23 protein-coding genes and 1 other RNA gene are annotated in these 25,596 nt (G+C 62.0%); 20 read left to right on the top strand and 4 right to left on the bottom strand.

Going from position 1 to position 25,596, the window contains the following annotated elements; all coding sequences use genetic code 11:
- The first annotated feature begins 15 nt into the window (after nt 1-15).
- The 6 genes from clsB to AT395_RS20995 all read left to right on the top strand — a co-directional run bounded on the left by clsB (nt 16) and on the right by AT395_RS20995 (nt 8,440).
- Nucleotides 16-1,173 carry a cardiolipin synthase ClsB gene (gene clsB, locus AT395_RS21020; RefSeq protein ID WP_082164748.1) on the top strand — a complete coding sequence of 386 codons (1,158 nt, stop codon included), beginning with the start codon at nt 16-18 and terminating at the stop codon, nt 1,171-1,173.
- A 211-nt stretch (nt 1,174-1,384) separates the two neighbouring features.
- On the top strand, nt 1,385-1,978 hold the full coding sequence (locus tag AT395_RS21015) for a TetR/AcrR family transcriptional regulator (RefSeq protein ID WP_042114608.1): 594 nt from the start codon (nt 1,385-1,387) through the stop codon (nt 1,976-1,978).
- Between the two features lie 48 nt (nt 1,979-2,026).
- On the top strand, nt 2,027-3,814 hold the full coding sequence (locus AT395_RS21010; RefSeq protein ID WP_048628718.1) for an acyl-CoA dehydrogenase C-terminal domain-containing protein: 1,788 nt from the start codon (nt 2,027-2,029) through the stop codon (nt 3,812-3,814).
- 77 nt (nt 3,815-3,891) lie between these two features.
- A complete protein-coding gene (locus AT395_RS21005; RefSeq protein ID WP_042117943.1) occupies nt 3,892-6,276 on the top strand; it encodes a 3-hydroxyacyl-CoA dehydrogenase/enoyl-CoA hydratase family protein in 2,385 nt (794 codons plus the stop codon).
- 17 nt (nt 6,277-6,293) lie between these two features.
- On the top strand, nt 6,294-7,493 hold the full coding sequence (locus tag AT395_RS21000) for an acetyl-CoA C-acyltransferase (RefSeq protein ID WP_042114610.1): 1,200 nt from the start codon (nt 6,294-6,296) through the stop codon (nt 7,491-7,493).
- A 179-nt stretch (nt 7,494-7,672) separates the two neighbouring features.
- Nucleotides 7,673-8,440: an enoyl-CoA hydratase gene (locus tag AT395_RS20995; RefSeq protein WP_042114612.1), complete on the top strand. Its 768-nt coding sequence runs from the start codon at nt 7,673-7,675 to the stop codon at nt 8,438-8,440.
- A 149-nt stretch (nt 8,441-8,589) separates the two neighbouring features.
- On the opposite strand, the gene AT395_RS20990 is transcribed toward AT395_RS20995, so the two are convergent.
- A complete protein-coding gene (locus AT395_RS20990; RefSeq protein ID WP_042114614.1) occupies nt 8,590-9,009 on the bottom strand; it encodes an acyl-CoA thioesterase in 420 nt (139 codons plus the stop codon).
- Nucleotides 9,010-9,213: 204 nt separating this feature from the next.
- On the opposite strand from AT395_RS20990, the gene AT395_RS20985 reads away from it, so the two are divergent.
- The 7 genes from AT395_RS20985 to AT395_RS20955 all read left to right on the top strand — a co-directional run bounded on the left by AT395_RS20985 (nt 9,214) and on the right by AT395_RS20955 (nt 17,122).
- Entirely contained in the window at nt 9,214-11,118 is a 1,905-nt protein-coding gene (locus AT395_RS20985; RefSeq protein WP_048628719.1) for an ABCB family ABC transporter ATP-binding protein/permease, read from the top strand.
- Nucleotides 11,119-11,235: 117 nt separating this feature from the next.
- Nucleotides 11,236-12,192 carry a LysR family transcriptional regulator gene (locus AT395_RS20980; protein WP_042114616.1) on the top strand — a complete coding sequence of 319 codons (957 nt, stop codon included), beginning with the start codon at nt 11,236-11,238 and terminating at the stop codon, nt 12,190-12,192.
- Nucleotides 12,193-12,509: 317 nt separating this feature from the next.
- Entirely contained in the window at nt 12,510-13,796 is a 1,287-nt protein-coding gene (locus AT395_RS20975; protein ID WP_048628720.1) for a Glu/Leu/Phe/Val family dehydrogenase, read from the top strand.
- Nucleotides 13,797-13,961: 165 nt separating this feature from the next.
- The gene (locus tag AT395_RS20970) at nt 13,962-14,870 is read left to right on the top strand and encodes a glutamate/aspartate ABC transporter substrate-binding protein (protein ID WP_048628721.1); all 909 of its coding nucleotides are present in this window, start codon (nt 13,962-13,964) and stop codon (nt 14,868-14,870) included.
- Between the two features lie 109 nt (nt 14,871-14,979).
- Nucleotides 14,980-15,720 (top strand): amino acid ABC transporter permease, encoded by a 741-nt coding sequence (locus AT395_RS20965; protein ID WP_042114620.1) that lies wholly within the window; start codon nt 14,980-14,982, stop codon nt 15,718-15,720.
- A complete protein-coding gene (gene gltK, locus AT395_RS20960) occupies nt 15,720-16,400 on the top strand; it encodes a glutamate/aspartate ABC transporter permease GltK (protein ID WP_042114622.1) in 681 nt (226 codons plus the stop codon). The genes AT395_RS20965 and gltK overlap by 1 nt, the downstream gene beginning before the upstream one ends.
- Entirely contained in the window at nt 16,397-17,122 is a 726-nt protein-coding gene (locus AT395_RS20955; RefSeq protein WP_042114624.1) for an amino acid ABC transporter ATP-binding protein, read from the top strand. Before gltK ends, AT395_RS20955 begins: the two co-directional genes overlap by 4 nt.
- Before the next feature lie 85 nt (nt 17,123-17,207).
- On the opposite strand, the gene AT395_RS20950 is transcribed toward AT395_RS20955, so the two are convergent.
- Entirely contained in the window at nt 17,208-18,038 is an 831-nt protein-coding gene (locus tag AT395_RS20950) for a class II glutamine amidotransferase (protein ID WP_042114625.1), read from the bottom strand.
- Nucleotides 18,039-18,228: 190 nt separating this feature from the next.
- Here AT395_RS20950 and pyrC point away from each other — a divergent pair, with 190 nt between their 5' ends.
- The 3 genes from pyrC (at nt 18,229) to rnpB (ending at nt 20,595) form a co-directional block, all read left to right on the top strand.
- Entirely contained in the window at nt 18,229-19,266 is a 1,038-nt protein-coding gene (pyrC, locus tag AT395_RS20945; protein ID WP_048628722.1) for a dihydroorotase, read from the top strand.
- Between the two features lie 26 nt (nt 19,267-19,292).
- Nucleotides 19,293-20,093 (top strand): DUF3025 domain-containing protein, encoded by an 801-nt coding sequence (locus tag AT395_RS20940; RefSeq protein ID WP_231586181.1) that lies wholly within the window; start codon nt 19,293-19,295, stop codon nt 20,091-20,093.
- 92 nt (nt 20,094-20,185) lie between these two features.
- Nucleotides 20,186-20,595, top strand: an RNA gene (gene rnpB, locus AT395_RS20935) — RNase P RNA component class A.
- 71 nt (nt 20,596-20,666) lie between these two features.
- Here the strand turns inward: rnpB and AT395_RS20930 are convergent.
- Entirely contained in the window at nt 20,667-21,089 is a 423-nt protein-coding gene (locus AT395_RS20930) for an OsmC family protein (protein WP_039374267.1), read from the bottom strand.
- 653 nt (nt 21,090-21,742) lie between these two features.
- Here AT395_RS20930 and rplM point away from each other — a divergent pair.
- From rplM to erpA, 4 genes are all read left to right on the top strand, one after another.
- Nucleotides 21,743-22,171: a 50S ribosomal protein L13 gene (gene rplM / locus AT395_RS20925; protein ID WP_042114628.1), complete on the top strand. Its 429-nt coding sequence runs from the start codon at nt 21,743-21,745 to the stop codon at nt 22,169-22,171.
- A 9-nt stretch (nt 22,172-22,180) separates the two neighbouring features.
- On the top strand, nt 22,181-22,576 hold the full coding sequence (rpsI, locus tag AT395_RS20920) for a 30S ribosomal protein S9 (protein ID WP_010805092.1): 396 nt from the start codon (nt 22,181-22,183) through the stop codon (nt 22,574-22,576).
- Nucleotides 22,577-22,758: 182 nt separating this feature from the next.
- Nucleotides 22,759-23,802, top strand: coding sequence for an N-acetyl-gamma-glutamyl-phosphate reductase (gene argC / locus AT395_RS20915; RefSeq protein WP_042114629.1), 1,044 nt, complete (start codon nt 22,759-22,761; stop codon nt 23,800-23,802).
- A 97-nt stretch (nt 23,803-23,899) separates the two neighbouring features.
- Entirely contained in the window at nt 23,900-24,265 is a 366-nt protein-coding gene (gene erpA / locus AT395_RS20910) for an iron-sulfur cluster insertion protein ErpA (protein ID WP_010805094.1), read from the top strand.
- Between the two features lie 134 nt (nt 24,266-24,399).
- Here the strand turns inward: erpA and AT395_RS20905 are convergent, their stop codons facing one another.
- The gene (locus tag AT395_RS20905) at nt 24,400-25,548 is read right to left on the bottom strand and encodes an anhydro-N-acetylmuramic acid kinase (protein WP_048628724.1); all 1,149 of its coding nucleotides are present in this window, start codon (nt 25,546-25,548) and stop codon (nt 24,400-24,402) included.
- Nucleotides 25,549-25,596: the final 48 nt, after the last annotated feature.

Here is a 25,596-nt window from a genome sequence, read left to right as displayed (position 1 = left end):
CTGCGTCGCGCGCCGATGAGCAAGTATCTTCCGTTCTCCCACGATAACGATCTGACGCTGCTCTATCTCGGTCAGAACTACTTCACCGCGCTGATCGCCGCCATCGACGGCGCCACTCGGGAAGTCGCGCTCGAGACTTACATCTTCGAGGCCGACGAGGCCGGCGAGAATGTCTCCGCAGCGCTGCAACGCGCCGCACAGCGCGGGGTCGCAGTTCGCGTCATCACCGATGGTCTCGGTACCAGCCAACGCCTGACACTCTTTGCCGACTGGCGTGAGAGCGGGGTAACGCACCGCATCTACAATCCGCGACTGTTCGGGAAGTTCGGCTTCTCGCGAACCCACCGCAAACTCGCCATCGTCGATCACGAAGTGGCCTTCGTCGGTGGCATCAACATCATCGACGACTTTAACGGCGGGGGCGGCACCCGCATGAGCGATCCGCGCTGGGACTTTGCTGTGCAATGCCGGGGACCCATCGTTGCCGAGATCGCCATGGCGTTTCATATTCAATGGTTGCGTCTTGCCCCGGGGTACCTGGGCACGCCGTTTCGTCACCGCCGGCATGGGCAGCGCGGGCGACTGCACGCACCGTATGCCGGTCAGGCCGCCTTCGTGGCACGCGACAATCTGCACAATCGCCGCGCGGTAGAAAAGGCCTATCTGATGGCGCTGGGCCGCGCGCGCCAGGAGGTCTGGCTCGCGAACCCATACTTCGTGCCTGGCCGGCGACTGCGGCGCGCGCTGACGCAGGCAGCCCAACGTGGTGTGTCGGTGCACTTGCTGATCGGACGGAAGGAGTTCCGTTTGCTCGATACCGCCGTGCCGTGGCTCTACGCCAAGCTGCTCGACGCAGGCGTGCGCATCGGCGAGTACGATATGCGCCAACTGCACGGCAAGGTGGCCGTGGTCGACGATGTCTGGGCAACGGTCGGCTCGTCCAATCTCGACGCCTTATCCCTGTTCCTGAATCACGAGGCCAATGTGGTCGTGCTCGACGACCCGGTGGTCATCGAGCTGCGCGATCATATTCGCAAAGCGTTCGCCGAGGCCCGCCTCATCGACCCCCATCGCTACGGCGGACGCTCTCGCTGGCGGCGCTTCCGTCAATGGACGGCCTACCGTCTCTACCGGCTGGTGATGAAGGTTCTCACGCGCGGTAAGTACGACTGACGACCGGTTGGCGCGGGCCGTGCCCATCTGCCTGCGATCCCCGCCAGACCTCGTGCTGTCAAGGTCTGCGCCCGTCTGGGCAACGATACCGATTAGGTATTCCGATCTAATAAATTCCTTGTTCGCCCATGGGCGTCCCCCAATAATAGGACGGCCGTTCGATTTTTTGGTTAGCATCGGGGAACGGATAACGATAGCGATGCCAATACACATGCGAAAGGGTGAACAGACACGTGCCGCAATCCTGAATGCCGCGCTTGAGCTGGCGGGGCGGGATGGGCTCGAGGGGCTGACGATCGGCTTGCTGGCCGATCGTATGCAAATGAGCAAAAGCGGTGTCTTCGCGCATTTCGGTTCGCGCGAAGACTTGCAGATCGAAGTGCTGATGGAATACCACAGGCGCTTCGAGGAAGAGGTGTTCGCTCCCAGTATGGAAGCGCCACGCGGCCTGCCGCGACTCAGAGCGCTGGTGGATCGCTGGATGGACAAGCGGATTCGCGAAGTGACGACGGGCTGCATATACATCAGCGGCGCCGTCGAGTATGACGATCGCGCGGCCAGTCCGGTGCGCGAAGCCTTGGTGAAAAGTGTGCGGTTGTGGCGATCCGCCCTGCTGCGCGCCATCACCCAGGCGAAGGAGGAGGGGCATCTGCGTGCGGACACCGATCCGCGCCTGATGCTCTTTGAAATGTACAGCCTGACACTCGGCTTGCATCACGACGCGCGTTTCCTTCGGGAGCCCGGCGCCGTCGACATGACCCGGGTGGCACTGGAAAAACTGATTTCGTCTTATCAGCGCGGGTGAGGCACGAGCCGTCCGCGATTCAATTCGATGTGTTCGGAGGAGTAGGTCATGGGACAGTACAACGCGCCTCTGCGCGACATGCAATTCGTCATGCACGAGCTGCTGGGCGTGGAGAACGAATTGAAGGCATTGCCGAAGCATGCGGACATCGATGCCGACACCATCAACCAGGTGCTGGAAGAAGCCGGCAAATTCTGTAGCGAGGTGGTCTTTCCGCTGAATCAGGTGGGCGATCGCGAAGGCTGCAAGTACGAGGGCGACGGTGTCGTCACCACGCCGACCGGTTTCAAGCAGGCCTATCAGCAATACGTCGAAGCCGGCTGGCCGGCGCTGGCGTGCGATCCCGAATTTGGCGGCCAGGGCCTGCCGCAGGTCGTCAACAATGCCCTGTACGAAATGCTCAACTCGGCCAATCAGGCATGGACGATGTACCCCGGCCTGTCGCACGGCGCCTATGAATGCCTGCATGCCCACGGCACCCCCGAGCAACAAGCGACCTATCTGCCGAAAATCGTCTCCGGCGAGTGGACCGGCACGATGTGTCTGACCGAGCCGCATTGCGGCACCGATCTGGGCATGCTGCGTACGAAGGCCGAGCCGAATGGCGACAATTCGTACGCGATTTCCGGTACGAAGATTTTCATCTCCGCCGGCGAGCACGATATGGCCGCCAACATCGTCCACCTCGTGCTGGCACGTCTGCCGGATGCTCCGCCGGGAACGAAGGGTATTTCGCTGTTCGTCGTGCCGAAGTTCATTCCCGACGCCAATGGCGCACCGGGCGAGCGCAACGGTATCAAGTGCGGCTCCATCGAACACAAGATGGGCATTCACGGCAATGCCACCTGTGTGATGAACCTCGACAGCGCCAAGGGGTGGCTCGTCGGCGAACCGAACAAGGGCCTGAACGCTATGTTCGTGATGATGAACGCCGCGCGTCAGGGTGTTGGCATGCAAGGTTTGGGGTTGACGGAAGTTGCCTATCAGAACTCGCTGGCGTATGCGAAGGAACGCATTCAGATGCGCTCGCTCACCGGCCCGAAGGCACCGGACAAGCCGGCCGATCCGATCATCGTGCACCCGGACGTGCGCCGCATGCTGCTCACGCAAAAGGCTTATGTGGAAGGTGGCCGCGCTTTCTCGTACTGGACCGCGCTGCACATCGACAAGGAACTGTCGCACGGCGACGAAGCCGAGCGTCGTGAAGCCGCCGATCTGGTCGCGCTGCTCACGCCGATCATCAAGGCTTTTCTGACCGACAACGCGTTCGAGTGCACCAACCACGCGATGCAGATTTACGGTGGCCACGGCTTCATCTCCGAGTGGGGCATGGAACAGTACGTGCGCGACGCGCGTATCAACACGATCTACGAAGGCACCAATTCGATTCAGGCGCTCGACCTGCTGGGACGCAAGGTGCTCGGCGACATGGGCGCCAAGCTCAAGAAGTTCGGCAAGCTCGTGCAGGACTTCGTCGAGGCCGAAGGCACGAAGGAGGAGATGCAGGAGTTCATCAATCCGCTCGCGGATATCGGTGACAAGGTCCAGAAGCTGACGATGGAAATCGGCATGAAGGCGATGGCCAATCCGGACGAGGTGGGTGCTGCCTCCGTGCCGTATCAGCGCGTGGTCGGTCATCTCGTGTTCGCCTACTTCTGGGCGCGCATGGCGCGCATTGCGCTCGACAAGCAAGGCAGCGGCGACAAGTTCTACGAATCGAAGCTCGCTACGGCGCGTTTCTACTTCGCCAAGTTGCTGCCGGAGACCGCGTCGCAAATCCGCATGGCCCGTGCCGGTGCGAAGACGTTGATGGAAGTCGACGTCGACCTGTTCTGAGAGCGGAGGAGATTACCGTGAGCCAAACCAACAAACCCCTGGTCGTACGCAAGGTCGCCGTGCTGGGCGCCGGCGTGATGGGTGCGCAGATCGCCGCCCACCTCGTCAATGCGAAAGTGCCCGTTGTGCTGTTCGATCTGCCGGCCAAGGAAGGCCCGAAGAACGGCATCGTCACGCGTGCCATCGACGGCCTGAAGAAGCTGAGCCCTGCACCATTCGCCGACAAGGCCGACGCCCAATATATCGAAACGGCGAACTACGAAGACGACCTCGAGAAACTCGCCGGTTGCGACGTGGTGATCGAGGCGATCGCCGAGCGCATGGACTGGAAGCATGACCTCTACAAGAAGGTCTCGCCGCATCTGGCCAAGCATGCGATCTTCGCCTCGAACACGTCGGGCCTGTCGATTACCGAACTCTCGGAAGGTTTCGACGCCGATCTGAAGTCGCGCTTCTGCGGCGTGCACTTCTTCAACCCGCCGCGCTACATGCATCTGGTCGAGCTGATTCCGACCGCGACGACCGAGCCGGCGATTCTGGATCAACTCGAAACGTTCCTCACCTCCACGCTCGGCAAGGGCGTGGTGCGTGCCAAGGACACGCCGAATTTCATCGCCAACCGCGTGGGTGTGTTCTCGATTCTGGCGGTGTTCGCCGAGGCGCAGAAATACGGCATTCCGTTCGATGTCGTCGACGACCTGACCGGCAGCAAGCTCGGTCGCGCCAAGTCGGCCACGTTCCGCACGGCCGACGTGGTCGGTCTGGACACGATGGCGCACGTTATCAAGACGATGCAGGACGGCCTCAAGGACGACCCGTTCGCCCCGACGTACGCCACGCCGCCCGTGCTCAAGGCACTCGTGGAGAAGGGCGCGCTGGGTCAGAAGACCGGCGCGGGCTTCTACAAGAAGGAAGGCAAGGTCATCAAGGTACTCGACCCGCAATCGGGCGAATATGTGGAGTCGGGCAAGAAGGCCGACGAGATGGTCGTGCGCATTCTGAAGAAGGCGCCGGCCGAGCGCCTGCGTCTGCTGCGTGAGTCGACTCACCCGCAAGCCCAGTTCCTGTGGGCCGTGTTCCGTGACGTGTTCCACTACATCGGCGTATATCTCGAGCAGATCGCCGACAACGCGCGCGAAGTGGACTTCGCGATTCGTTGGGGCTTCGGCTGGAGCACTGGTCCTTTCGAGGACTGGCAGGCGGCGGGCTGGAAGGAGATCGCCCAGTGGGTGCAGGAAGACATCGACGCCGGCCATGCCCTCTCGAACGCCCCGCTGCCCAAGTGGGTGACGAGCGGTAAGGTCGCCGAGGCTGGGGGTGTGCACACGGCAGAAGGCTCGTACGCGCCGGCCAGGGACGCTTTCGTGCCGCGCAGCACGCTGCCGGTGTATCAGCGTCAGGTGTTCCCTGCATCGCTCGTGGGCGATGCCAGCGCCGATCCGCGCAAGTTCGGCAAGACCATCGAAGAGAACGACGCCGTGCGCCTGTGGGTCGACGAGACCCCGGGCCAGGACGACGTGCTCATCGTCTCGTTCAAGTCGAAGATGAATACCATCGGGCCGGCCGTCATCGACGGTCTGACCCGCGCCATCGATCTGGCCGAGCAGCAATATCGCGGCGTGGTCGTGTGGCAGCCGACGTCGCTCAAACTCGGCGCACCGGGCGGCCCGTTCTCCGCCGGTGCCGATCTGGAAGCGGCCATGCCCGCCTTCATGATGGGGGGCGCGAAGGGGATCGAGCCGTTCATCAAGAAATTCCAGGACGGCATGATGCGTGTGAAGTATGCGCAGGTGCCGGTTGTCTCGGCGGTCTCCGGCATTGCGCTGGGCGGCGGCTGCGAACTGCTGCTGCATAGCGCCAAGCGCGTGGCGGCGCTCGAGAGCTACATCGGTCTGGTGGAAGTCGGCGTCGGCCTTGTGCCGGGCGGCGGCGGCCTGAAGGAAGCGGCGATTCGTGCCGCCGAAGCGGCGAGCGCGGCGGGCAGTGTGCAATATCTCCAGTTCGTGACGAAGTCGTTCACCAACGCCGCTATGGCGAAGGTTTCGACTTCGGCGCTCGATGCCCGCGACATGGGCTATCTGAAGCCGACGGACACCATCGTCTACAACGTGCACGAACTGCTGTCGGTCGCACGCAACGAGGCCCGGGCGCTGGCCATCTCCGGGTATCGTCCGCCGCTCAAGCCTGCCGGCATTCCCGTTGCCGGTCGTTCGGGAGTGTCGACGATCAAGGCGTCGCTCGTGAACATGCGTGACGGCAACTTCATTTCGGCGCACGACTTCCTGATCGCCTCGCGCATTGCCGAAGCCGTGTGCGGCGGCGACGTGGAAGCCGGCAGCCTCGTGAACGAAGAGTGGCTGTTGGCGCTCGAGCGTCGTGCCTTCATCGAATTGCTGGGCACCTCGAAGACCCAGGAACGCATCATGGGCATGCTGCAAACCGGCAAGCCGGTGCGCAACTAAGCCGATCGGAGACTGACATGAGCAAACAACTGCAAGACGCCTACATCGTCGCCGCCACGCGTGCGCCGATCGGCAAGGCACCCAAGGGCAGCTACAAGAACACCCGTCCCGACGATCTGCTCGCGACCATCCTCAAGAGCACGCTTGCCCAGGTGCCGGATCTCGATCCGAAGGTGATCGAAGACGCGATCATCGGCTGCGCTATTCCCGAAGCCCAGCAAGGTCTGAACGTGGCGCGTATCGGCGCGCTGCTCTCGGGGTTGCCGAATACGGTGGGCGGCGTGACCGTCAACCGCTTCTGCGCCTCGGGTCTGACGGCGCTCGCCATGGCCGCAGACCGCATCCGGGTGGGCGAAGCCGACGCGATGTTTGCCGGCGGCGTGGAAAGCATGAGCATGGTGCCGATGATGGGCAACACGCCGTCGCTCTCGCCGTCGATCTTCGAGCGCGACGAGAACGTGGGCATTGCCTACGGCATGGGGCTGACCGCCGAGAAGGTGGCTCAGCAGTGGGGCGTGACGCGCGAGGCGCAGGACGCCTTCGCACTGGCCTCGCATCAGAAGGCGATCAAGGCCCAGCAAGCCGGCGAGTTCACGAACGAGATCACGCCGATCGAGATCGTCGAGCGATTCCCGAATCTGGCGACGGGCGAAGTGTCGATCAAGACGCGCACCCTCTCGCTCGACGAAGGCCCACGTCCGGATACGTCGATCGAGGGGCTCGCCAAACTGCGCCCGGTGTTCGCGAACAAGGGCTCGGTCACGGCCGGCAACAGTTCGCAGACGTCGGACGGCGCGGGCGCGCTGCTCGTTGTAAGCGAGAAGATTCTCAAGCAATTCAACCTCACGCCGCTCGCGCGGTTTGTGTCGTTCGCCGTGCGCGGCGTGCCGCCGGAGATCATGGGTATCGGTCCGAAGGAAGCCATTCCGGCCGCGCTGCGCGCCGCGGGCCTCACGCAGGACCAGATGGACTGGATCGAACTGAACGAGGCGTTTGCAGCGCAGGCGCTGGCCGTCATCAAAGATCTGGATCTCGATACCAGCAAGGTCAACCCGATGGGCGGCGCAATTGCTCTGGGCCACCCACTGGGCGCGACCGGCGCAGTCCGGGCAGCGACGGTGGTGCATGCGCTGCGTCGTCACAACCTGAAGTACGGCATGGTGACGATGTGCGTGGGCACCGGTATGGGCGCTGCGGGGATTCTGGAGCGTATGTAAGTGCAGACGTCGTCGGCCGTGGATGGACACATCGGCTGACAGCCGACAGATTGGCAGACGACGGCTCAGGGCGCCGGGGTGCGGGTTCGCGAATGCGTGGCCGCCCCCGGCGTTCTCATCTGTCGCAGGCGACGATCCGGCGTTCCCGGATTCGCGACAAAGCCGAGGAGACACAAACAATGGAAGACGTATTGGTGCAGCGTCAGGGCGCCGTGCAGGTGCTGACGTTCAACCGTGCACACAAGAAAAACGCGATTACCGCAGCCATGTATCAGGCCGTTGCCGACGGCATTGCCGAAGCCGAGGCCGATCCGTCGGTGCGCGTGATTCTGATTCAGGGGCAGCCGGAGGCCTTCTCGGCAGGCAACGATCTCGAGGATTTCCTGAAGCACCCGCCGAAGGACGACAACGCCCCCGTGTTCCAGTTCCTGCGAGCGATCAGTCAGGCGACCAAGCCGATCGTTGCGGCGGTGGCGGGCAACGCGGTCGGTGTTGGCACTACGCTGCTGCTGCATTGCGACGTGGTGTACGCCGCCGACACGGCGCGCTTCTCGCTGCCGTTCTCGCAACTGGCGCTGTGTCCCGAGGCCGCGTCGAGCTGGCTGCTGCCGCGCGTGGCGGGCTACCAGCGTGCCGCCGAGAAGTTGCTCTTCGGTGAGCCGTTCGACGTGAACGAAGCCGTGGCCATGGGTTTCGTCAATCGTATCGTGCCGGCGGCCGAACTGGCGGAGTACGCCGCGAAGCGCGCTGCACAACTGGCCGCCATGCCGGCGGGATCGTTGCGTGTGACCAAGCAGTTGATGAAGGGCGATAGCGCACGGGACGTGCAGGAGCGCATTCGCGACGAAGCGCTGGAGTTCGGCAAACGGCTGGTGTCGCCCGAAGCGCGCGAGGCTTTCACCGCGTTTTTCGAGAAACGTAAGCCGGATTTCAATCAGTTCTCGTAAGGCCGATTGCCGTCGCCGGACGAATCGGCGGGCGCGTAGAAACACTAACGCCGCACGTCTCGTTTCGCGAGACGGCGGCGTTTGTCGTTGGCGAGCGGCGCAGATCGAATCGGCGCGAATCGACCCGAATCGACCCGAATCGACCCGAATCAGCCCAGCGTTTCGAGCTTGGGCAGTGGACGCGGACGACGGTCTTCGTCGGTGGCCACATAGGTCACCATCGCCTCGGTGACTTTGACGATCTCGTGCGACAGGCGCATGCGCTGCGCATAGGCCTCCACATAGACGGTGATGGACGTGTTGCCTGTCTTCACGATCGTGGCGTAGAAGCTCAGCAAATCGCCGACGAACACCGGCTCCTTGAACAGGAACGAATTCACGGCGATGGTCGCCACGCGGCCGTTGGCGCGTTGCGCGGCGGGAATCGAGCCGGCAATGTCGACCTGCGACATGATCCAGCCGCCGAATACGTCGCCATGGGCGTTGGCGTCAGCGGGCATCGGTAGCACACGCAACGCCAGTTCTTTTTCGTCGGGCAGTGCCGTGAGGGCGGGGGTCGGGGTACTCATGAGATTCCTTGCGTGAGCCGGAAATGCCGGAAACAGCGGGGAAGACGGCGCGCCACAAGGCGGCACCGGTCGTTCCGAGGCCCGCCACGGGGGGAGGGCCGCCCGGCGTCGGCTCAGCATGAGACGCCGGGTTCTGCGAAAATACGCCATCGACGATTTTAGCGGAAAGCCCTCTCGCGAGCCGGACGCCGCCCCAACCCCATCATGAGACGTTTCACTCCGGCGGAGCCTGCGCCGGCGGCCTCCGGTGCTGCCAGGCCGGCTCGCGGCGACTGGCAAGTCATCAAGTCGCTGTTCCCCTACCTGCTTGAATTCCGCGGACGTGTCGCGCTGGCGCTGTCGTGTCTCGTGCTCGCCAAGGTCGCCAACCTCGGCGTGCCGATCATCATGAAGCATATCGTCGACGCACTCGGCCCGGTGACGGCGCTCTCGGCCACGGCGCGCGCGACGGGCGATCCGAGCCTGATCGTCGTCGGCAGCCTCGGCCTGCTGGTCATTGCCTACGGGGTGGTGCGCCTGTCCACCTCGCTCTTCACGGAACTGCGGGAAATCCTGTTTTCCAAGGTAACGGAGAGTGCGGTGCGGCAAATCGCGCTCAAGGTGTTTCGCCACCTGCACGCGCTGTCGCTGCGATTCCACCTGGAGCGCCAGACGGGCGGCATGAGCCGCGATATCGAGCGAGGCACGCGAGGCATCCAGTCGATGATCTCGTACTCGCTTTACAGCATTTTGCCGACGCTGATCGAGGTGGCGCTCGTGCTGGGCTTCTTCGTCGTGCGCTACGACGCCTTTTACGCCATTGTCACGCTTATCGCGCTTGCGTTCTACATCGTGTTCACGGTGAAGGTCACGGAGTGGCGCACGCACTTTCGGCGCACGATGAACGAACTCGACTCGAAGGCCAACGCCCGCGCCATCGATTCGCTCATCAACTACGAGACGGTGAAGTATTTCGGTAACGAAGCGTTTGAGACGCAGCGTTACGACGAGAATCTCAAGCGCTATCGCGCGGCGGCGATTCGTTCGCAGAATTCGCTTTCGGTGCTGAATTTCGGCCAGCAGGTCATCATCGCGAGCGGCCTGATTCTGATTCTCTGGCACGCTACGCAGGGCGTCATGAGCGGACGCATGACGCTGGGCGATCTGGTGCTTGTCAATACGTTCATGTTGCAGCTCTACATTCCGCTGAACTTCCTCGGTGTCATCTACCGCGAACTCAAGCAGGCAATGACTGACATGGACCGCATGTTCACGCTGCTCGACGTCAACCGCGAAGTGGCCGATCCGCCGGGCGCGCAGCCTCTTGTCTGTCGCGGCAGCACGGTGCGCTTCGATCACGTGAACTTTGGTTACGAGGCGTCGCGCCAGATTCTGCACGATGTCGATTTCACCGTGGCGGCAGGGACCACCACGGCGGTCGTCGGACATAGCGGCTCGGGCAAATCGACGCTTTCGCGGTTGTTGTTCCGCTTCTATGACGTAGGCTTCCCCGGTGTACCTGCGGGGCGTATCACTATCGACGGTCAGGACATTCGCGACGTAACGCAGGATTCGCTGCGCGCGGCCATTGGCATCGTGCCGCAGGACACGGTGCTGTTCAACGACACCATCTACTACAACATTGCGTACGGCAACCCGTCGGCGTCGCGCGAGCAGGTCATCGCTGCGGCCCGTGCAGCGCATATCCACGATTTCATTGAGAGTCTGCCGGCAGGTTACGACTCGATGGTCGGAGAGCGCGGCCTCAAGCTCTCCGGCGGCGAGAAGCAGCGCGTGGCGATTGCCCGCACCATTCTCAAGAATCCGCACATTCTGATTTTCGACGAAGCGACCTCGGCGCTGGACTCGCGCTCGGAGCAGGCGATTCAGTCGGAGTTGCGCAACATCGCCCGTGAACGCACCACGCTGGTGATCGCACACCGCCTCTCCACGGTCGTGCACGCGGCGCAGATCATCGTACTCGACAAGGGGCGCATCGTGGAGCGCGGCACGCACGACGAGTTGCTGCGCGCCGAAGGACTTTATGCGCAGATGTGGGCATTGCAGCAGCAACGTCGCGGCGGGGAGGGCGATACCGAGGCGTCGCACTTTGCCACGGTCGTGTCCTGAGCCGCGGCGAGATGCCGGGCCGGGGCGGCCTGGCGGCGGATGATAGGCACGGGCCTGTCATCCGGGCGGGCGATTGAGTAGACTAGCGCGCTGATATCGCCGACGCGGGAGTGCCGCATGGAAATCAAATGGCTCGAGGACTTCGTGTCGCTCGCCAAGACGAACAGTTTCAGCCGTTCGGCCGAGTTGCGGCATGTCACGCAACCGGCGTTCTCGCGCCGTATCCAGTCGCTTGAAGCGTGGCTCGGCAGCGAACTCATCGACCGTTCCAGCTACCCGACACGCCTGACCCCGGCTGGGGAAGTGTTCTACGAGCAGGCGCTCGCACTGCTCTCTCAGGCGCAGGAAGCTCGCGCGCTGTTGCGCGAGCAGCGCTCGGCAGATCATTCCGTGCTCGATTTCGCCGTGCCACACACGCTGTCGATGACGTTTTTCCCGCGCTGGCTCAAGACATTGGAAAAGCGCATGGGACTGTTGCGCAGCCGCTTACGCGCGCTCAATGTGCACGATGCCGCCATGTCGCTGACCGATGGCGGCTGTGACCTGCTGATGTGCTACTACCACCCGAGCCAGCCGCTGCAACTGGACGCAGCACGCTACGAGATGGTCGTGCTCGGCAGTGAGCGCTTCAGCCCCTACAGCGCGCCGACAGCGCAAAAACGGGCTCGCTTCAAGCTGCCCGGCACGCCCGAGGCACCCGTGCCTTATCTGGCCTATACCTCGAACGCCTATCTGGGGCGGATGGCCGATCTGCTGGCCGGGGATGCCTCCAGTCCGCCTTATCTCGACAAGGTGTACGAGACGGATATGGCCGAGGCGCTCAAGGCCATGGTGCTCGCCGGGCATGGCGTGGCTTTTTTGCCGGAAAGCGCCGTGGTGGACTCGGTCGCGCGCGACGAACTGATCGATCTTGCCCCGCCGGGCAAGGCCGCGGCGCCGTGGCATCTGGACATGGAAATTCGTCTGTACCGCGACCGCCTCGCTTATACCGACCCCAGCAACCGGCGCGAGCGCGCCAAGCGCGATGTCGTCGAAGCGTTCTGGCAGGCCGTGCGCGATCAGGTCAAGGGCTGACCGGGGGCCGGCGCTGGCTCATCCGTAGAGGACTGGCGTGGCGAATTTCCCATCCTTACCGGGCAAAGACCTGTCCCAAAGTAGGGTCTCACATGCTTGCGCGGGGCTTGCCGGGCCCCGGACCTTCACAGGTGTTCGTGCGCATTCGCATGATGTAGCGGCGAAATAGCCGTCAAGTCAAAACTATGCAGGAAATGCATAGATGCATGTTTATTCGGCATTGGATTGTTCTTTGCGGTTCTTTGTAAAGTGCCAGCCATTCGTGTCGCAAGCACGGTATGTGCCTGCGGCGCCGATTGAAGCCGGAGAATCCAACGATGTCGCAAACGTCACATGCCTTGCCCTCTTACCTCGACGCCGAGCATCTCGGCCCGTGGGGTAACTACCTCCAGCAGGTTGATCGTGTCACCCCCTATCTGGGCACGCTCTCGCGCTGGGTCGAAACGCTCAAGCGTCCGAAACGCATTCTGATCGTCGATTGCCCGATCGAACTCGATAACGGCACCATCGCCCATTTCGAGGGCTATCGTGTCCAGCACAACACCTCGCGCGGCCCCGGCAAGGGCGGCGTGCGCTTTCACCAGGACGTCACGCTTTCCGAAGTCATGGCCCTGTCGGCCTGGATGTCGGTCAAGAACGCAGCCGTGAACGTGCCGTACGGCGGCGCCAAGGGGGGCATCCGTGTCGACCCGCGCAAGCTCTCGCGCGGCGAGCTCGAGCGCCTCACGCGCCGTTACACCAGTGAAATCAACATCATCATCGGGCCGACGAAGGATATTCCGGCGCCCGACGTCAACACCAATGAGCAGATCATGGCGTGGATGATGGACACCTACTCGATGAACGAGGGTTCCACGGCCACGGGTGTCGTGACCGGCAAGCCGATCTCGCTGGGCGGCTCGCTGGGCCGCCGCGAAGCGACTGGCCGCGGCGTGTTCGTGGTGAGCTGCGAAGCGGCCCGCCGTCTGGGCATGGACGTGCGCGGTGCGCGCGTGATCGTGCAGGGCTTCGGCAACGTGGGCGGTATCGCCGCCCGCCTGTTCCATGAGGCCGGCGCCCATGTCATCGGCGTGCAAGATCACACCGGTACGATCTACAAGTCGGACGGCCTCGATGTGGTGAATCTGCTCAAGCACGTTGCCGAAACTGGCGGCGTGGGCGGTTTCCCGGCAGCCGAGACCATCAAGGACGACGAATTCTGGTCGCTCGACTGCGAATTCCTGATCCCGGCAGCCCTGGAAAACCAGATTACCGAGAAGAATGCCGACAAAATCCGCGCAAAGGTCGTGGTCGAAGGCGCCAACGGCCCGACGACGACGGCAGCCGACGACATTCTGCGCAGCAAGAATATTCTTGTCGTGCCGGACGTGGTCGCCAACGCCGGCGGTGTGACGGTCTCGTATTTCGAGTGGGTGCAGGACTTCTCGAGCTTCTTCTGGACCGAGGAAGAGATCAATCACCGCCTGGAGCGCATTATGCGAGAGGCGTTCGACGGGGTGTGGAATGTGGCGCAGGAACACAAGGTTTCGCTGCGTACCGCCGCATTCATCGTGGCGTGTACCCGTATCCTGCAAGCCCGTGAGATGCGCGGCCTGTACCCCTGATAGGGCGGTGCTGTAGGGCTAAGTAGTAATACGCATTAATGCGTAAAAACAGAATGTTCGGGGCGATTTACGTCAAAAAAGACGTACGTTCCGAACATTCTGGAATAAAAAAATAGGCAATTGCAGTGCTAAAATGCATTCGTTTTGTGCCAAGGAGACCAAGGAATGACCCTCTCGAAAATTGCGTTGGCGATGTGCTGTGTGGGCCTGATGGCAGGTGCTGCTCAGGCGCAGGAAAGCGGTACCCTCAAAAAAATCAAGGACACAGGCATTATCTCGCTGGGAAACCGCGAGTCGTCGATCCCGTTCTCTTTCTATGACAACAACCACAATGTCGTCGGCTATGCCAACGACGTGGCCATGGCGATCGTCGCTGAAGTCAAAAAGGATCTGAAGCTGCCGAAGCTGGATGTCAAGCAGACGCCGATCACGTCGCAGAACCGCATTCCGCTGGTTCAAAACGGCACGATCGACATCGAGTGCGGTTCGACCACGAACAACGCCGATCGTCAGAAGCAAGCTGCGTTCTCGAACACGTTCTTCATCATCGGCACGCGTCTGCTGGCGAAAAACAGCTCGGGCATCAAGGATTTCGCCGATCTGAAGGGCAAGAACGTCGTGACCACGGCGGGTACGACCTCCGAGCGTCTGCTGCGCGAGATGAATCAGAAAGAAAACATGGGCATGAACATCATCAGCGCCAAGGACCACGGCGAAGCAGCAATCACGCTGCATTCGGGCCGTGCCGTTGCGTTCATGATGGATGACGCCCTGCTCGCCGGTGAGCGCGCCAAGTTCAAGGACGCCAAGGACTACAGCATTGTCGGCAAGCCGCAATCGTACGAAGCCTACGGCTGCATGATGCGCAAGGACGATCCGGCGTTCAAGAAGCTGGTCGACAAGGCCGTTGCGGACTATCAGAAGTCGGGTCAGGCGCAAAAGGACTACGCCAAGTGGTTCCAGCAACCGATTCCGGCACTGGGTGGCGTGAACATGGACTTCCCGCCGTCGGCTGAAATGGCCGCGCTGTGGAAGTCGCCGAACGACAACGCTGACGTTCAAGGTTCCAAGTAAGCCTTGCTGGCTTGATGGAACACTGAGCACAGTCAGTACGTAATGCCGAAGCGGAAGGAGTCAATCCTTCCGCTTCTTTTTAAGCAAGACAAGTAGAAAAGGGGAGATCATGGCTCTCGGTCTCGATTTCAGTTTTTTCTTCCAGCCGGTTGCCACCGGTGAGGGTACGACCTACTTCGGGTGGTTGCTCTCAGGCTTCAAGCTCACGCTTGCGGTTGGCCTCGGCGGCTGGATCATTGCGCTAATCGTGGGCTCCGTGCTCGGCGTGATGCGTACCGTTCCCAACAAATGGATTTCCGGCTTCGCGGCAGGTTACGTGGAGCTATTCCGGAACATCCCACTGCTCGTGCAGTTGTTCTTCTGGTACTACGTAGCGCCCGACTTCCTGCCAGAAGGCGTGCGCCAATGGTTGTTCTCGCTCAATCCGGCAAACGTCTCTCTGCTCACCGGTGTGGTCGGCCTGGGGCTCTTTACGGCAGCCCGGGTGTGTGAACAGGTGCGTTCCGGTATCAATTCGCTGCCCAAGGGCCAGAAGAATGCCGGACTGGCCATGGGGCTTACGCTGCCGCAGACGTACCGCTTCGTGCTGCTGCCGGTGGCCTTCCGCGTGGTGATTCCGCCAATCACCTCGGAATTCGTCAACATCTTCAAGAACTCGGCCGTGATCTCGACCGTGAACCTGCTCGAACTGACCGGTCAGGGCAAGCAGCTCATCGATTACACGGCGCATAGCTACGAGTCGTTCATCGCAGTGACGATCGCGTACATGATCATCAACATCGTCGTGCTCACGTTCATGCGTTGGCTCGAATCGAAGACCCGCCTGCCGGGCTACATCGGGGGCAAATAATGGGTGAAATCTTTGCTTGGGGCGGTGCCGTCGACGCGATGCCGCTGCTTATCAAGGGCATGATCACCACGCTCCAGGTCACGGCGCTTGCCGTGATCGTGGGCATCGTCTGGGGCACATTGCTCGCGATGATGCGCCTGTCCGGCGTAACGGTGCTCAAGTGGTTCGCGGACCTGTATGTGAACGTGTTCCGCTCGATTCCGCTGTTGATGGTGCTGCTGTGGTTCTTCCTGATCGTGCCGCAGGTGCTGCGTTCGTTGCTCGACGTGCCGCCGACGTGGGACATCCGGATGGTCTCCGCGCTCGTGGCCTTCTCGTTGTTTGAAGCGGCGTATTATTCGGAAATTATTCGTGCGGGTATCCAGAGCGTGTCGCGCGGGCAATTGTCCGCCGCCTCCGCGCTGGGCATGTCGTACTGGCAGGCGATGGGTCTTGTGGTGCTGCCGCAGGCATTCCGCAACATGGTGCCGCTGCTGCTTACGCAGGGCATCATTCTGTTCCAGGATACTTCGCTCGTGTACGCGATCGCCTTGTCCGATTTCTTCGGCATGGCGTATCAGGTGGGTCAGCGTGACGGTACGCTGCCTGCGATGATTGTGTTTGCCGGAACGGTCTACTTCGTGATCTGCTTCTCGGTTTCGATGTTGGTTAAACGTCTTCAAAAGAGGTTGGCGAAATGATTACCCTTAAAAACGTCTCCAAGTGGTACGGCCAGTTCCAGGTGCTCACGGACTGCTCCACTGAAGTCAAGAAGGGTGAAGTCGTGGTGGTGTGCGGCCCGTCGGGTTCGGGCAAGTCCACGCTCATCAAGACCGTCAATGGTCTGGAGCCGATCCAGCAAGGCGAGATCATCGTCGATGGCACCTCGGTCGCCGACCCGAAGACGAACCTCGCCAAGCTGCGTTCGCGCGTTGGCATGGTGTTCCAGCACTTCGAGCTGTTCCCGCACCTCTCGATCACCGAGAACCTGACGCTTGCGCAGATCAAGGTGCTTGGCCGCAGCAAGGAAGCGGCTCGCGACAAGGGGCTGAAGCTGCTGGAGCGCGTCGGTCTGAAGGCGCATGCCCACAAGTTCCCGGGCCAGCTCTCCGGCGGTCAGCAGCAACGTGTGGCTATCGCCCGTGCCTTGTGCATGGACCCGATCGCCATGTTGTTCGACGAGCCGACCTCGGCGCTCGACCCGGAAATGATCAACGAAGTGCTCGACGTGATGGTCGAACTGGCTCAGGAAGGGATGACCATGATGGTGGTCACGCACGAAATGGGCTTCGCCAAGAAGGTCGCGAACCGTGTGATCTTCATGGATCAGGGCATCATCGTCGAAGACGATAAGAAGGACGAGTTCTTCGCGAATCCGAAGTCGGATCGTGCCAAGGACTTCCTGGCCAAGATCCTGCACTGATTCCGGTCAGTTGCCGAGACGAAAAAGCGTGCCTTCGGGCACGCTTTTTTTATGGCCATTGCGGCGTCGCGAGCTTACGGGCGGCTCACTGACAGGCGGTGTTCTGCGCGTTGCGCAGGCGGACAGCCTCCGGAATCGGCACCACGGTGCGCAGCGACGGCGCCCCCTTCTCGAACAGGATCAATTCGCCCGGTTCGAAGGTCGTCCAGACTTCGTTATCCGTGAGCGGCGCGGTGGCAATCACCGCGACGCGATCGGCCGGCGTAGTGAACTTGGCGAAATCGATTTCCCAGTCGGCATCGATCAGATGGGCCTTGGCGAATGGCCATTGCCGGGCGATGAAGTGCAGCCGTGTGGAGCAATGGGCGATGAGCGCCTGGCCGTTTGAGAGTACGAAGTTGAACACGCCGTGGCGCGTGATCGTGCGCGTAATGTCCTCAACGGCGTGGAACAGCTCGTCGAGCGGCGGTTGTGAGCCGGGGAACCGCTTGCGCAGACCTTGCATGATGTCGCAGAAGGCGCGTTCGCTGTCGGTCGTCCCCACCGGCTGGTAGACCCCCGAGAGGAACGGGTCATAGTCGTGCAGATCGCCGTTGTGCGCGAAGATCCAATGGCGCCCCCACAGCTCGCGCTGAAACGGGTGGCAGTTCTCCAGTTCAACAATGCCTTGCGTCGCTTTGCGGATATGCGCGATGACGTTTTTTGACTTAATGGGGTATTTCTTAACCAGTTCGGCGATGGGCGAGTTGGCCGCCGCCTGGTGATCGATGAAAAGGCGGCAGGCCTTGTCCTCGAAAAAAGCGATACCCCAACCGTCGGCATGGTGATCGGTGCCGCCCCCACGCGCCGCGAAACCGGTAAATGAGAACGTGATATCGGTCGGTTCCGCGCAATTCATTGCGAGCAGTTGGCACATGGACGGGCAAATCGAAGTTGGCTGCGTACGTCGTGTCTGAGCGCCGCTGCCGTTACAATATGGGGTTGCACAAGCATAGCACCGGCCCTTGTGCACGTACATTCCCGCCCAAGAAGTCCGTCGCGCCCACGCGTCACCACGCAGCCGCGGTTTCATGGGCCAGCAGCCCCCCCAGCCCCGGAAAACGCCCATGACCACAGAACTGACAATCACCCGTCCCGACGACTGGCACTTGCACGTGCGCGATGGCGCCGTGCTCAAGAGCGTGCTGCCCGATTCCGCCCGCCAGTTCGGCCGCGCGATCATCATGCCGAACCTCAAACCGCCCGTGACGACGACCGAGCACGCCGCGGCCTATCGCGAGCGCATTCTCGCGGCGCGTCCGGTTGGCAACACGTTCGAGCCGCTGATGACCCTGTATCTGACCGACAACACGCCGGCCGACGAGATCCGTCGCGCCAGGGCGTCGGGCTTTGTGCATGGCGTGAAGCTGTATCCGGCGGGCGCAACGACGAATTCCGATGCCGGCGTGACCGATCTGGCCAAGTGCCGAGGCGCGCTCGAGGCGATGCAGGAAGTTGGCATGCCGCTGCTCGTGCATGGCGAAGTGACGAGTTCCGACATCGACATCTTCGACCGCGAGAAGATCTTCATCGACCGTGTGATGTCGCCGCTGCGCCGCGATTTCCCGGGCCTGAAAGTCGTGTTCGAGCACATCACGACGAAGGACGCCGCCGAATACGTCGCGCAGGCCGAAGGCCCCATCGCCGCGACGATTACCGCGCACCACCTGCTATACAACCGCAACGCCATCTTCACGGGCGGTATTCGTCCGCACTACTACTGCCTGCCGGTACTTAAGCGCGAGACCCATCGCGAGGCGCTCGTGAAAGCCGCAACCTCGGGCAGCCCCCGCTTCTTCCTGGGTACCGACAGCGCACCCCATGCGCGTGGTGTGAAGGAAGCCGCCTGCGGCTGCGCGGGCTGCTACACGGCACTGCACGCGGTGGAGTTGTACGCCGAGGCGTTTGATAAGGCTGGCGCACTCGACAAGTTCGAAGGGTTCGCCAGCTTCCACGGCCCGGATTTCTACGAACTGCCGCGCAACGCCGACAAGATCACGCTTGTGCGGGAAGACTGGGAACTGCCTGCCGAATTGCCGATGGGCGACGAGACAGTTGTGCCCCTGCGCGCTGGCGAAGTCATCGGCTGGAAGCTCAAGGGGTGAGGGTGGAGGGCGCTCAGGCACCGTCGGTGCCCGCGCCTTCCGGCCTGTCGGAGATCGATTGGCGGGCGCCGTGGTTCGACGCTGTCTCGGCGCGCGGGCAGGCTGCATTGGCGAGCGGCGACTGGCGCGAGGCGCTGTCGGCACAGGCTGCGGCTGCCGGGCTGGTGAGCGGGCAGGGCCGGGCGCTTCGTTTCGTAGCTCAGGAGGCGTTGCCCGCCGCCACGGCCTATGAGGCGTTCATCGCGGCTACGGGCGGCGTGCCTACGCGCCGGAACCTGCATGACTTCTTCAACGCGCTGATCTGGTTGACGTATCCGCTCGGCAAGGCGGCGCTCAACGCGCGCCAGGCCGTGGCGATTGCGACCGAGGGCGTGCGGGCGACGCGTGGCGCCGCCCGCGACGCCGCAACCGTGTTCGACGAGAATGCCGTTCTGTTCGCGTGCAGCGATGCGGCCCTCGGGGAGGCATTGCGCGCGTTTGACTGGCACACGCTGTTCGTGGCGCGTCGGGCCGACTGGGGCCTCGCCTGTGAGGTTCAGCCTTTCGGGCATGCCTTGCTGGAAAAGCTTGTCGCACCCTACGCATCGGTGACGGCCCACGCCTGGATCGTGGACGTTCCCCCCGCCTATTTCCGCTGGGCGTCACCCGAGCGGCGTGCCTGGCTCGACGCCCGGATTGCACCGACGCTTGCCGGTGCCGCGTGGACCACGCGCGACTTTGCACCCTTGCCGGTGCTCGGCGTTCCGGGCTGGTGGCCGGCCAACGACAACCCGTCTTACTATCTCGACCGGTCGGTCTTCCGGCCCGGGCGGCGGCAGAAGGGTTGAGAAAAGAAGGGCTGGGGTGCTGGCAGATCACGATTCCGGCATTCCGGGACGACGGGCAACGACGCCGATCCGCGTGATACACTTCGGCCCGCAGAGTCGGCCAGACAATCGCCGCCTCCCATTGGGAGGGGGAGGAAAGTCCGGACTCCATAGGGCAGGGTGATGGCTAACGGCCATCCGTCGCGAGACGCGGAACAGGGCAACAGAGAACAGACCGCCGATGGCCCCTGGCGCAAGTCAGGCGGATCAGGTAAGGGTGAAACGGTGCGGTAAGAGCGCACCGCGGCGTGCGGCAACGCACACGGCACGGTAACCTCCACCCGGAGCAATTCCAAATAGGCAGGTGAGCGGCATTCGCCTCGTGCGGGTGCCGGCAACGGGGCCCCCGGGAGCCTGCGGGTAGGAAGCTTGAGCGGCGCAGTGATGCGTCGCCTAGAGGAATGATTGTCAGGCGCGGCGCGAGTCGCGTTCACAGAATCCGGCTTATCGGCCGGCTCTGCATCCCGATAAAACGCAAAAGGCTCCCGGTGGGAGCCTTTTGTGCTTCTGGCGTCATCGGTCGATGCGCCGATCTCAGCCTTCGACGATCTCGACGCTGTGCGTAAGCTCTGCCGTCTTGGCGAGCATGATCGACGCGGAGCAGTACTTGTCGTGGGAGAGTGTGACAGCGCGCTCCACCGTGGCCGGGTTCAGATTGCGGCCTGTGACCGTGAAGTGGAAGTGGATCTTGGTGAACACCTTCGGGTCTTCGCTCGCGCGCTCGGCCTTGAGCGTGACGCTGCAATCTTTCACTTCGGCGCGGCTCTTCTTGAGAATCAGCACCACGTCGTACGCGGTGCAACCGCCGGTGCCGACCAGCAGCATTTCCATCGGACGCGGTGCCTGATTGTGGCCGCCGCCTTCCGGCGCGCCGTCCATCGCGACGATGTGGCCGCTACCCGTTTGCGCGACGAAGGCCATGCCATCCTGGCCCATCCAACTCACCTTGCATTCCATATTTCGAAACCCCGATATCCCATTCAAGCAAAAATTGTAGCGGCTTCCGCAAACCTGCGTACGATGCCGCCCGCGAACCTTGGAAGCCATCCCGAATGGCTTCGGTTGCTGCGTCGCAATATTGGCGCTTTTTTGATCGGGTTTTCAGGGGGATAAACCCTAAATTTAGTTGGTCGCCTCTATTTGAGCCGTAGAAGTTGGCTGGGTTTGTTGTGTAAGCAATTGATTTTATTAACGATATTGGCTTTTTGCTTATTGTTTTGGCATTTCATATTGTGGTGTTGTATTTCGCACTATAAATTTTCTTGCGTCGCACAATCTGATTTGCTAGACTTCAGTCATTGGTTGTTGTGCTTCACAGCAATCCTGCAAGTGTCTCCTCCACCCTCCTCCTTTGGTGGATTTAACCCGGACCCATGAGGTTCGGGTTTTTTTTTTGTCCCGCCGGAATCGCGGTTTACCTGCGACGGTTTACCGGGGGGTGCTTTTTTCTGTATAATCAACGGCTTTTCCGGGAATGCCCACGGAAAAAGCATCAGGGAGAGCCTGCAAGCACAGGACTGCGCCATGCGACACAAAATCGTAAGGACGCGGCCGGCAGACAAGCAGGAAGTTGGTGTTAATGGGGCAAACGCATTTTATTTGGATCGATCATGAAGACGTTTTCCGCTAAGCCGGCAGAGGTGACGCGCGAATGGTTTGTGATTGACGCGACGGACAAAGTCCTCGGCCGTGTCGCCAGCGAAGTGGCACGCCGTCTGCGCGGCAAACACAAACCGGAATTCACGCCGCACGTTGACACGGGTGATTACATCATCATCGTCAATGCTGCCAAGTTGAAAGTTACCGGCACGAAGCAAACCGACAAGAAGTACTACCGTCACACGGGTTACCCGGGCGGTATCTACGAAACCACGTTTGGCAAGATGCAAGAGCGTTTCCCGGGCCGTGCGCTCGAGAAAGCTGTGAAGGGCATGCTGCCGAAGGGTCCGTTGGGCTATGCGATGATCAAGAAGCTGAAGGTTTACGCCGACGGCAATCATCCGCACGAAGCGCAGCAACCGAAGTCGCTCGAGATCTAAGGGCCAGCCATGTTCAAAAACGATTGGAATTACGGCACCGGCCGTCGCAAGAGTGCAGTTGCTCGTGTGTTCATCAAGGCTGGCAAGGGCGACATCGTCGTCAATGGCAAGCCGATCAAAGAGTACTTCGCTCGTGAAACGTCGCTGATGATCGTTCGTCAGCCGCTCGAACTGACCAACCACGCTGAAACGTTCGACATCAAGGTCAACGTTTCGGGCGGTGGTGAAACGGGTCAGGCCGGTGCGGTTCGTCACGGTATCACCCGCGCACTGATCGACTACGACGCGACGCTCAAGCCGACGCTGTCGACCGCAGGCTTCGTTACCCGCGACGCCCGTGAAGTCGAACGTAAGAAGGTTGGTCTGCACAAGGCCCGCCGTCGCAAGCAATTCTCGAAGCGTTAATCGCACGAGTGCTTGTTGGCATCTGTCTCTGGCAGGTGCAGAGAAAGGCCGCCTCGCGCGGCCTTTTTTCTTTTCTCGCCGCGTTTTGCCTGCATGAAACGGTGTCGCGCCCGGTGCGTCGCCGTCTCACGCGCGTCGTGGAAGCTTGATAGAATCGCGGTTCCGATTGAAAGGGGTTGGACATGGTCAAGGTAGGTATCGTAGGCGGCACCGGCTATACCGGTGTGGAGCTGCTCCGTTTGCTGGCGCAGCACCCGGAAGTGAAGTTGACGGCGATCACCTCGCGCAAGGAAGCGGGTACGCTCGTCGCTGATATGTATCCGAACCTGCGCGGCCGTGTCGACCTGGCGTTTTGCACCCCCGACGATGCCCGTCTGACCGATTGCGACGTGGTGTTCTTCGCCACGCCGCATGGCGTTGCCATGGCGCAGGCGCGCGAATTGCTGGCCGCCGGTGTGCGCGTGATCGATCTGGCGGCGGACTTCCGCCTGAAGGACATCGCAACGTTCGAAAAGTGGTACGGCATGCCCCACGCCTGCCCGGACATTCTCGAGGAAGCCGTGTATGGCCTGCCCGAGATCAATCGCGAACAGATCAAGAGCGCTCGTGTGATCGGGCTGCCGGGTTGCTACCCGACGTCCGTGCAACTGGGGTACGCCCCGCTGTTCGCGGGTGGCCGGAAGCTGGTCGATCCGAAGCATCTGATTGCCGACGCCAAGTCGGGCGCAAGCGGCGCGGGGCGCAAGGGCGAGACGTCGCTGATCCTCGCAGAGACGGCCGACAACTTCAAGGCTTACGGCGTGAAGGGCCATCGCCATCACCCGGAAATCAAGCAGGGGCTCGAGGCGATTGCCGGCTACGACGTGGGACTGACATTCGTGCCGCACCTGCTGCCGACGATTCGCGGCATTCACTCGACGCTGTACGCGACGATTCTGCCCGAGGCTCGCGATACCGACTTCCAGGCGCTGTTCGAGACGTATTACGCGGGCGAGCCGTTCGTTGACGTGCTGCCGGCCGGCTCGATGCCGGAAACGCGCTGGGTGCGCGCATCGAACTATGTCCGCATGGCAGTGCATCGCCCGGGCAATGAAGACACGCTGGTGATCCTCGTGGTCGAGGACAATCTGGTCAAGGGCGCGTCCGGTCAGGGCGTGCAGTGTATGAACCTGATGTTCGGCTTGCCGGAGAACATGGGGTTGACCCATATTCCCGTACTGCCGTAACGGTATTTGCCGTTCCTAAGCCCTTGATTTTCCGGCCATCGGCACAATTTTGGAATAGGGGCTAGAATGGTACCGAAACGATTTTTGGAGATTTGCGATGAACGCACCGCTTGAGGCTGCCGTCACGGAAATGCCCGCATTCCTGGTCTTTACCGACAGCGCCGCGGACAAAGTTAAGCAACTGATCGACGAAGAAGGCAACGCCGAGCTGAAACTGCGCGTTTTCGTGCAGGGTGGCGGTTGCTCTGGCTTTCAGTATGGTTTCACCTTCGATGAGGACGTCAACGAAGACGATACCGTGCTCGACAAGAACGGCGTGTCGCTGCTGATCGACTCGATGAGCTATCAATACCTCGTCGGCGCCGAGATTGACTACAAGGAAGACATCAACGGCGCGCAGTTCGTGATCAAGAACCCGAACGCAACCACGACCTGTGGCTGCGGTTCTTCGTTCTCGGTCTGAGCGGCAAGAACAGTCGCTAGCCGACCGTAGCAAGAGAAAGGGCCCGGAAGGGCCCTTTTCTCGTTAACGCGATGCGGTGTGAAGCGATATGACGTGGCGTGGGGTGTCGCCGCCGGCTCGCCACGTCGCTTCATTCAGTGCGGGTAGAGTGCGCCAAGAATGCGCGGACCTTTCGCGCCGGTGACAGAGGGTAGATTGCCGGGCTGCCGGGCCAGGCAGCGCTGCGCGAGCCACGCGAAGGCGCGGGCTTCGACTTGATGCGGCGGCACGCCGAGGGCTTCGGTCGTGGCAACGCTGATGCCGGGCAGACGTGCGGCGATCGCCTGCATGAGCGCGTGGTTGCGGGTTCCGCCGCCGCAGGCGTAAAAGCCCCGGCAGTCTGGCGCGTAGCGCAACACGTCGTCGGCAACGCATTGCGCCGTCAGTGCGACGAGCGTGGCCTGTACATCCACCGGCGATACACCGGGGAATGCTGCCAGATGCGCGTCCAGCCATTTGGCGTGGAACAGGTCGCGCCCGGTGCTCTTCGGGGGTGTCTGGCGGAAGTAGGGTTCGCTGAGCAGAGCGGCGAGCAGGGCGTCGTCGATGTGTCCGCTGGCCCCCCAGGCGCCGCCGTCGTCGTAGGGCTTCCCGAGATGGCGCGTGGCCCAGCCGTCGAGCAGTGCGTTGCCGGGGCCGCAATCGAAGCCGGAGACCAGCTGACCGGACGCCGCGCAAGGCAGGACCGTCACGTTGCTGATGCCGCCGAGATTGCAGACGACGCGCGTTTCTCCCGCCTCGGCGAACATCGCCTGATGGTAGGCGGGCACGAGCGGTGCGCCCTGACCGCCTGCCGCGACGTCCCGGCTGCGAATGTCCGCCACGACATCGATACCGGTCAGTTCGGCGAGCAGCGCAGGCGCATTGAGCTGGCGCGTATAACCAATGCCGTCGAATTCGCCCGGACGATGGCGGATCGTCTGTCCGTGCGCTCCGATGGCGGCAATGGCCGATGCGGGCAATCCGGCGGTGGCCAGCAACTCGCGCACGCACGCGGCATAGACACGTACCAGTGCGTTTGCCGCCAGCGCCTCGCGATGCAACTCGTTCTCCGAAGGGGCTTGCAGCAGCATCAGCGTTTCGCGCAGATCGTTCGGGAACGGGAGGTAGGCTTCCGCGAGTACCCGGCCGGTTGCCGACGCAACGAGCACACCGTCGACACCGTCAAGACTGGTGCCGGACATCAGGCCGATGAAATGGGGAGCGGAATCCGAAGCAGCGGGTTGACGAGCGATGTCGGTCATGAGCGGAGCGCGAGCGCGCGGAGAGCCGAAGAAATCAAATCCGCGCTG

It is taken from the genome of Pandoraea apista (assembly GCF_001465595.2).
In the GTDB taxonomy this organism is placed as follows: domain Bacteria; phylum Pseudomonadota; class Gammaproteobacteria; order Burkholderiales; family Burkholderiaceae; genus Pandoraea; species Pandoraea apista.
This window is presented reverse-complemented; position numbering and strand designations above follow the sequence as displayed.

Excerpts from the sequence above, each read along its gene's own strand:
- clsB (WP_082164748.1), top strand. The coding sequence starts at position 16 with ATGAGCAAGTATCTTCCGTTCTCCCACGATAACGATCTGACGCTGCTC.
- AT395_RS21015 (WP_042114608.1), top strand. The coding sequence starts at position 1,385 with ATGCGAAAGGGTGAACAGACACGTGCCGCAATCCTGAATGCCGCGCTT.
- AT395_RS21010 (WP_048628718.1), top strand. The coding sequence starts at position 2,027 with ATGGGACAGTACAACGCGCCTCTGCGCGACATGCAATTCGTCATGCAC.
- AT395_RS21005 (WP_042117943.1), top strand. The coding sequence starts at position 3,892 with ATGGGTGCGCAGATCGCCGCCCACCTCGTCAATGCGAAAGTGCCCGTT.
- AT395_RS21000 (WP_042114610.1), top strand. The coding sequence starts at position 6,294 with ATGAGCAAACAACTGCAAGACGCCTACATCGTCGCCGCCACGCGTGCG.
- AT395_RS20995 (WP_042114612.1), top strand. The coding sequence starts at position 7,673 with ATGGAAGACGTATTGGTGCAGCGTCAGGGCGCCGTGCAGGTGCTGACG.
- AT395_RS20990 (WP_042114614.1), bottom strand. The coding sequence starts at position 9,009 with ATGAGTACCCCGACCCCCGCCCTCACGGCACTGCCCGACGAAAAAGAA.
- AT395_RS20985 (WP_048628719.1), top strand. The coding sequence starts at position 9,214 with ATGAGACGTTTCACTCCGGCGGAGCCTGCGCCGGCGGCCTCCGGTGCT.
- AT395_RS20980 (WP_042114616.1), top strand. The coding sequence starts at position 11,236 with ATGGAAATCAAATGGCTCGAGGACTTCGTGTCGCTCGCCAAGACGAAC.
- AT395_RS20975 (WP_048628720.1), top strand. The coding sequence starts at position 12,510 with ATGTCGCAAACGTCACATGCCTTGCCCTCTTACCTCGACGCCGAGCAT.
- AT395_RS20970 (WP_048628721.1), top strand. The coding sequence starts at position 13,962 with ATGACCCTCTCGAAAATTGCGTTGGCGATGTGCTGTGTGGGCCTGATG.
- AT395_RS20965 (WP_042114620.1), top strand. The coding sequence starts at position 14,980 with ATGGCTCTCGGTCTCGATTTCAGTTTTTTCTTCCAGCCGGTTGCCACC.
- gltK (WP_042114622.1), top strand. The coding sequence starts at position 15,720 with ATGGGTGAAATCTTTGCTTGGGGCGGTGCCGTCGACGCGATGCCGCTG.
- AT395_RS20955 (WP_042114624.1), top strand. The coding sequence starts at position 16,397 with ATGATTACCCTTAAAAACGTCTCCAAGTGGTACGGCCAGTTCCAGGTG.
- AT395_RS20950 (WP_042114625.1), bottom strand. The coding sequence starts at position 18,038 with ATGTGCCAACTGCTCGCAATGAATTGCGCGGAACCGACCGATATCACG.
- pyrC (WP_048628722.1), top strand. The coding sequence starts at position 18,229 with ATGACCACAGAACTGACAATCACCCGTCCCGACGACTGGCACTTGCAC.
- AT395_RS20930 (WP_039374267.1), bottom strand. The coding sequence starts at position 21,089 with ATGGAATGCAAGGTGAGTTGGATGGGCCAGGATGGCATGGCCTTCGTC.
- rplM (WP_042114628.1), top strand. The coding sequence starts at position 21,743 with ATGAAGACGTTTTCCGCTAAGCCGGCAGAGGTGACGCGCGAATGGTTT.
- rpsI (WP_010805092.1), top strand. The coding sequence starts at position 22,181 with ATGTTCAAAAACGATTGGAATTACGGCACCGGCCGTCGCAAGAGTGCA.
- argC (WP_042114629.1), top strand. The coding sequence starts at position 22,759 with ATGGTCAAGGTAGGTATCGTAGGCGGCACCGGCTATACCGGTGTGGAG.
- erpA (WP_010805094.1), top strand. The coding sequence starts at position 23,900 with ATGAACGCACCGCTTGAGGCTGCCGTCACGGAAATGCCCGCATTCCTG.
- AT395_RS20905 (WP_048628724.1), bottom strand. The coding sequence starts at position 25,548 with ATGACCGACATCGCTCGTCAACCCGCTGCTTCGGATTCCGCTCCCCAT.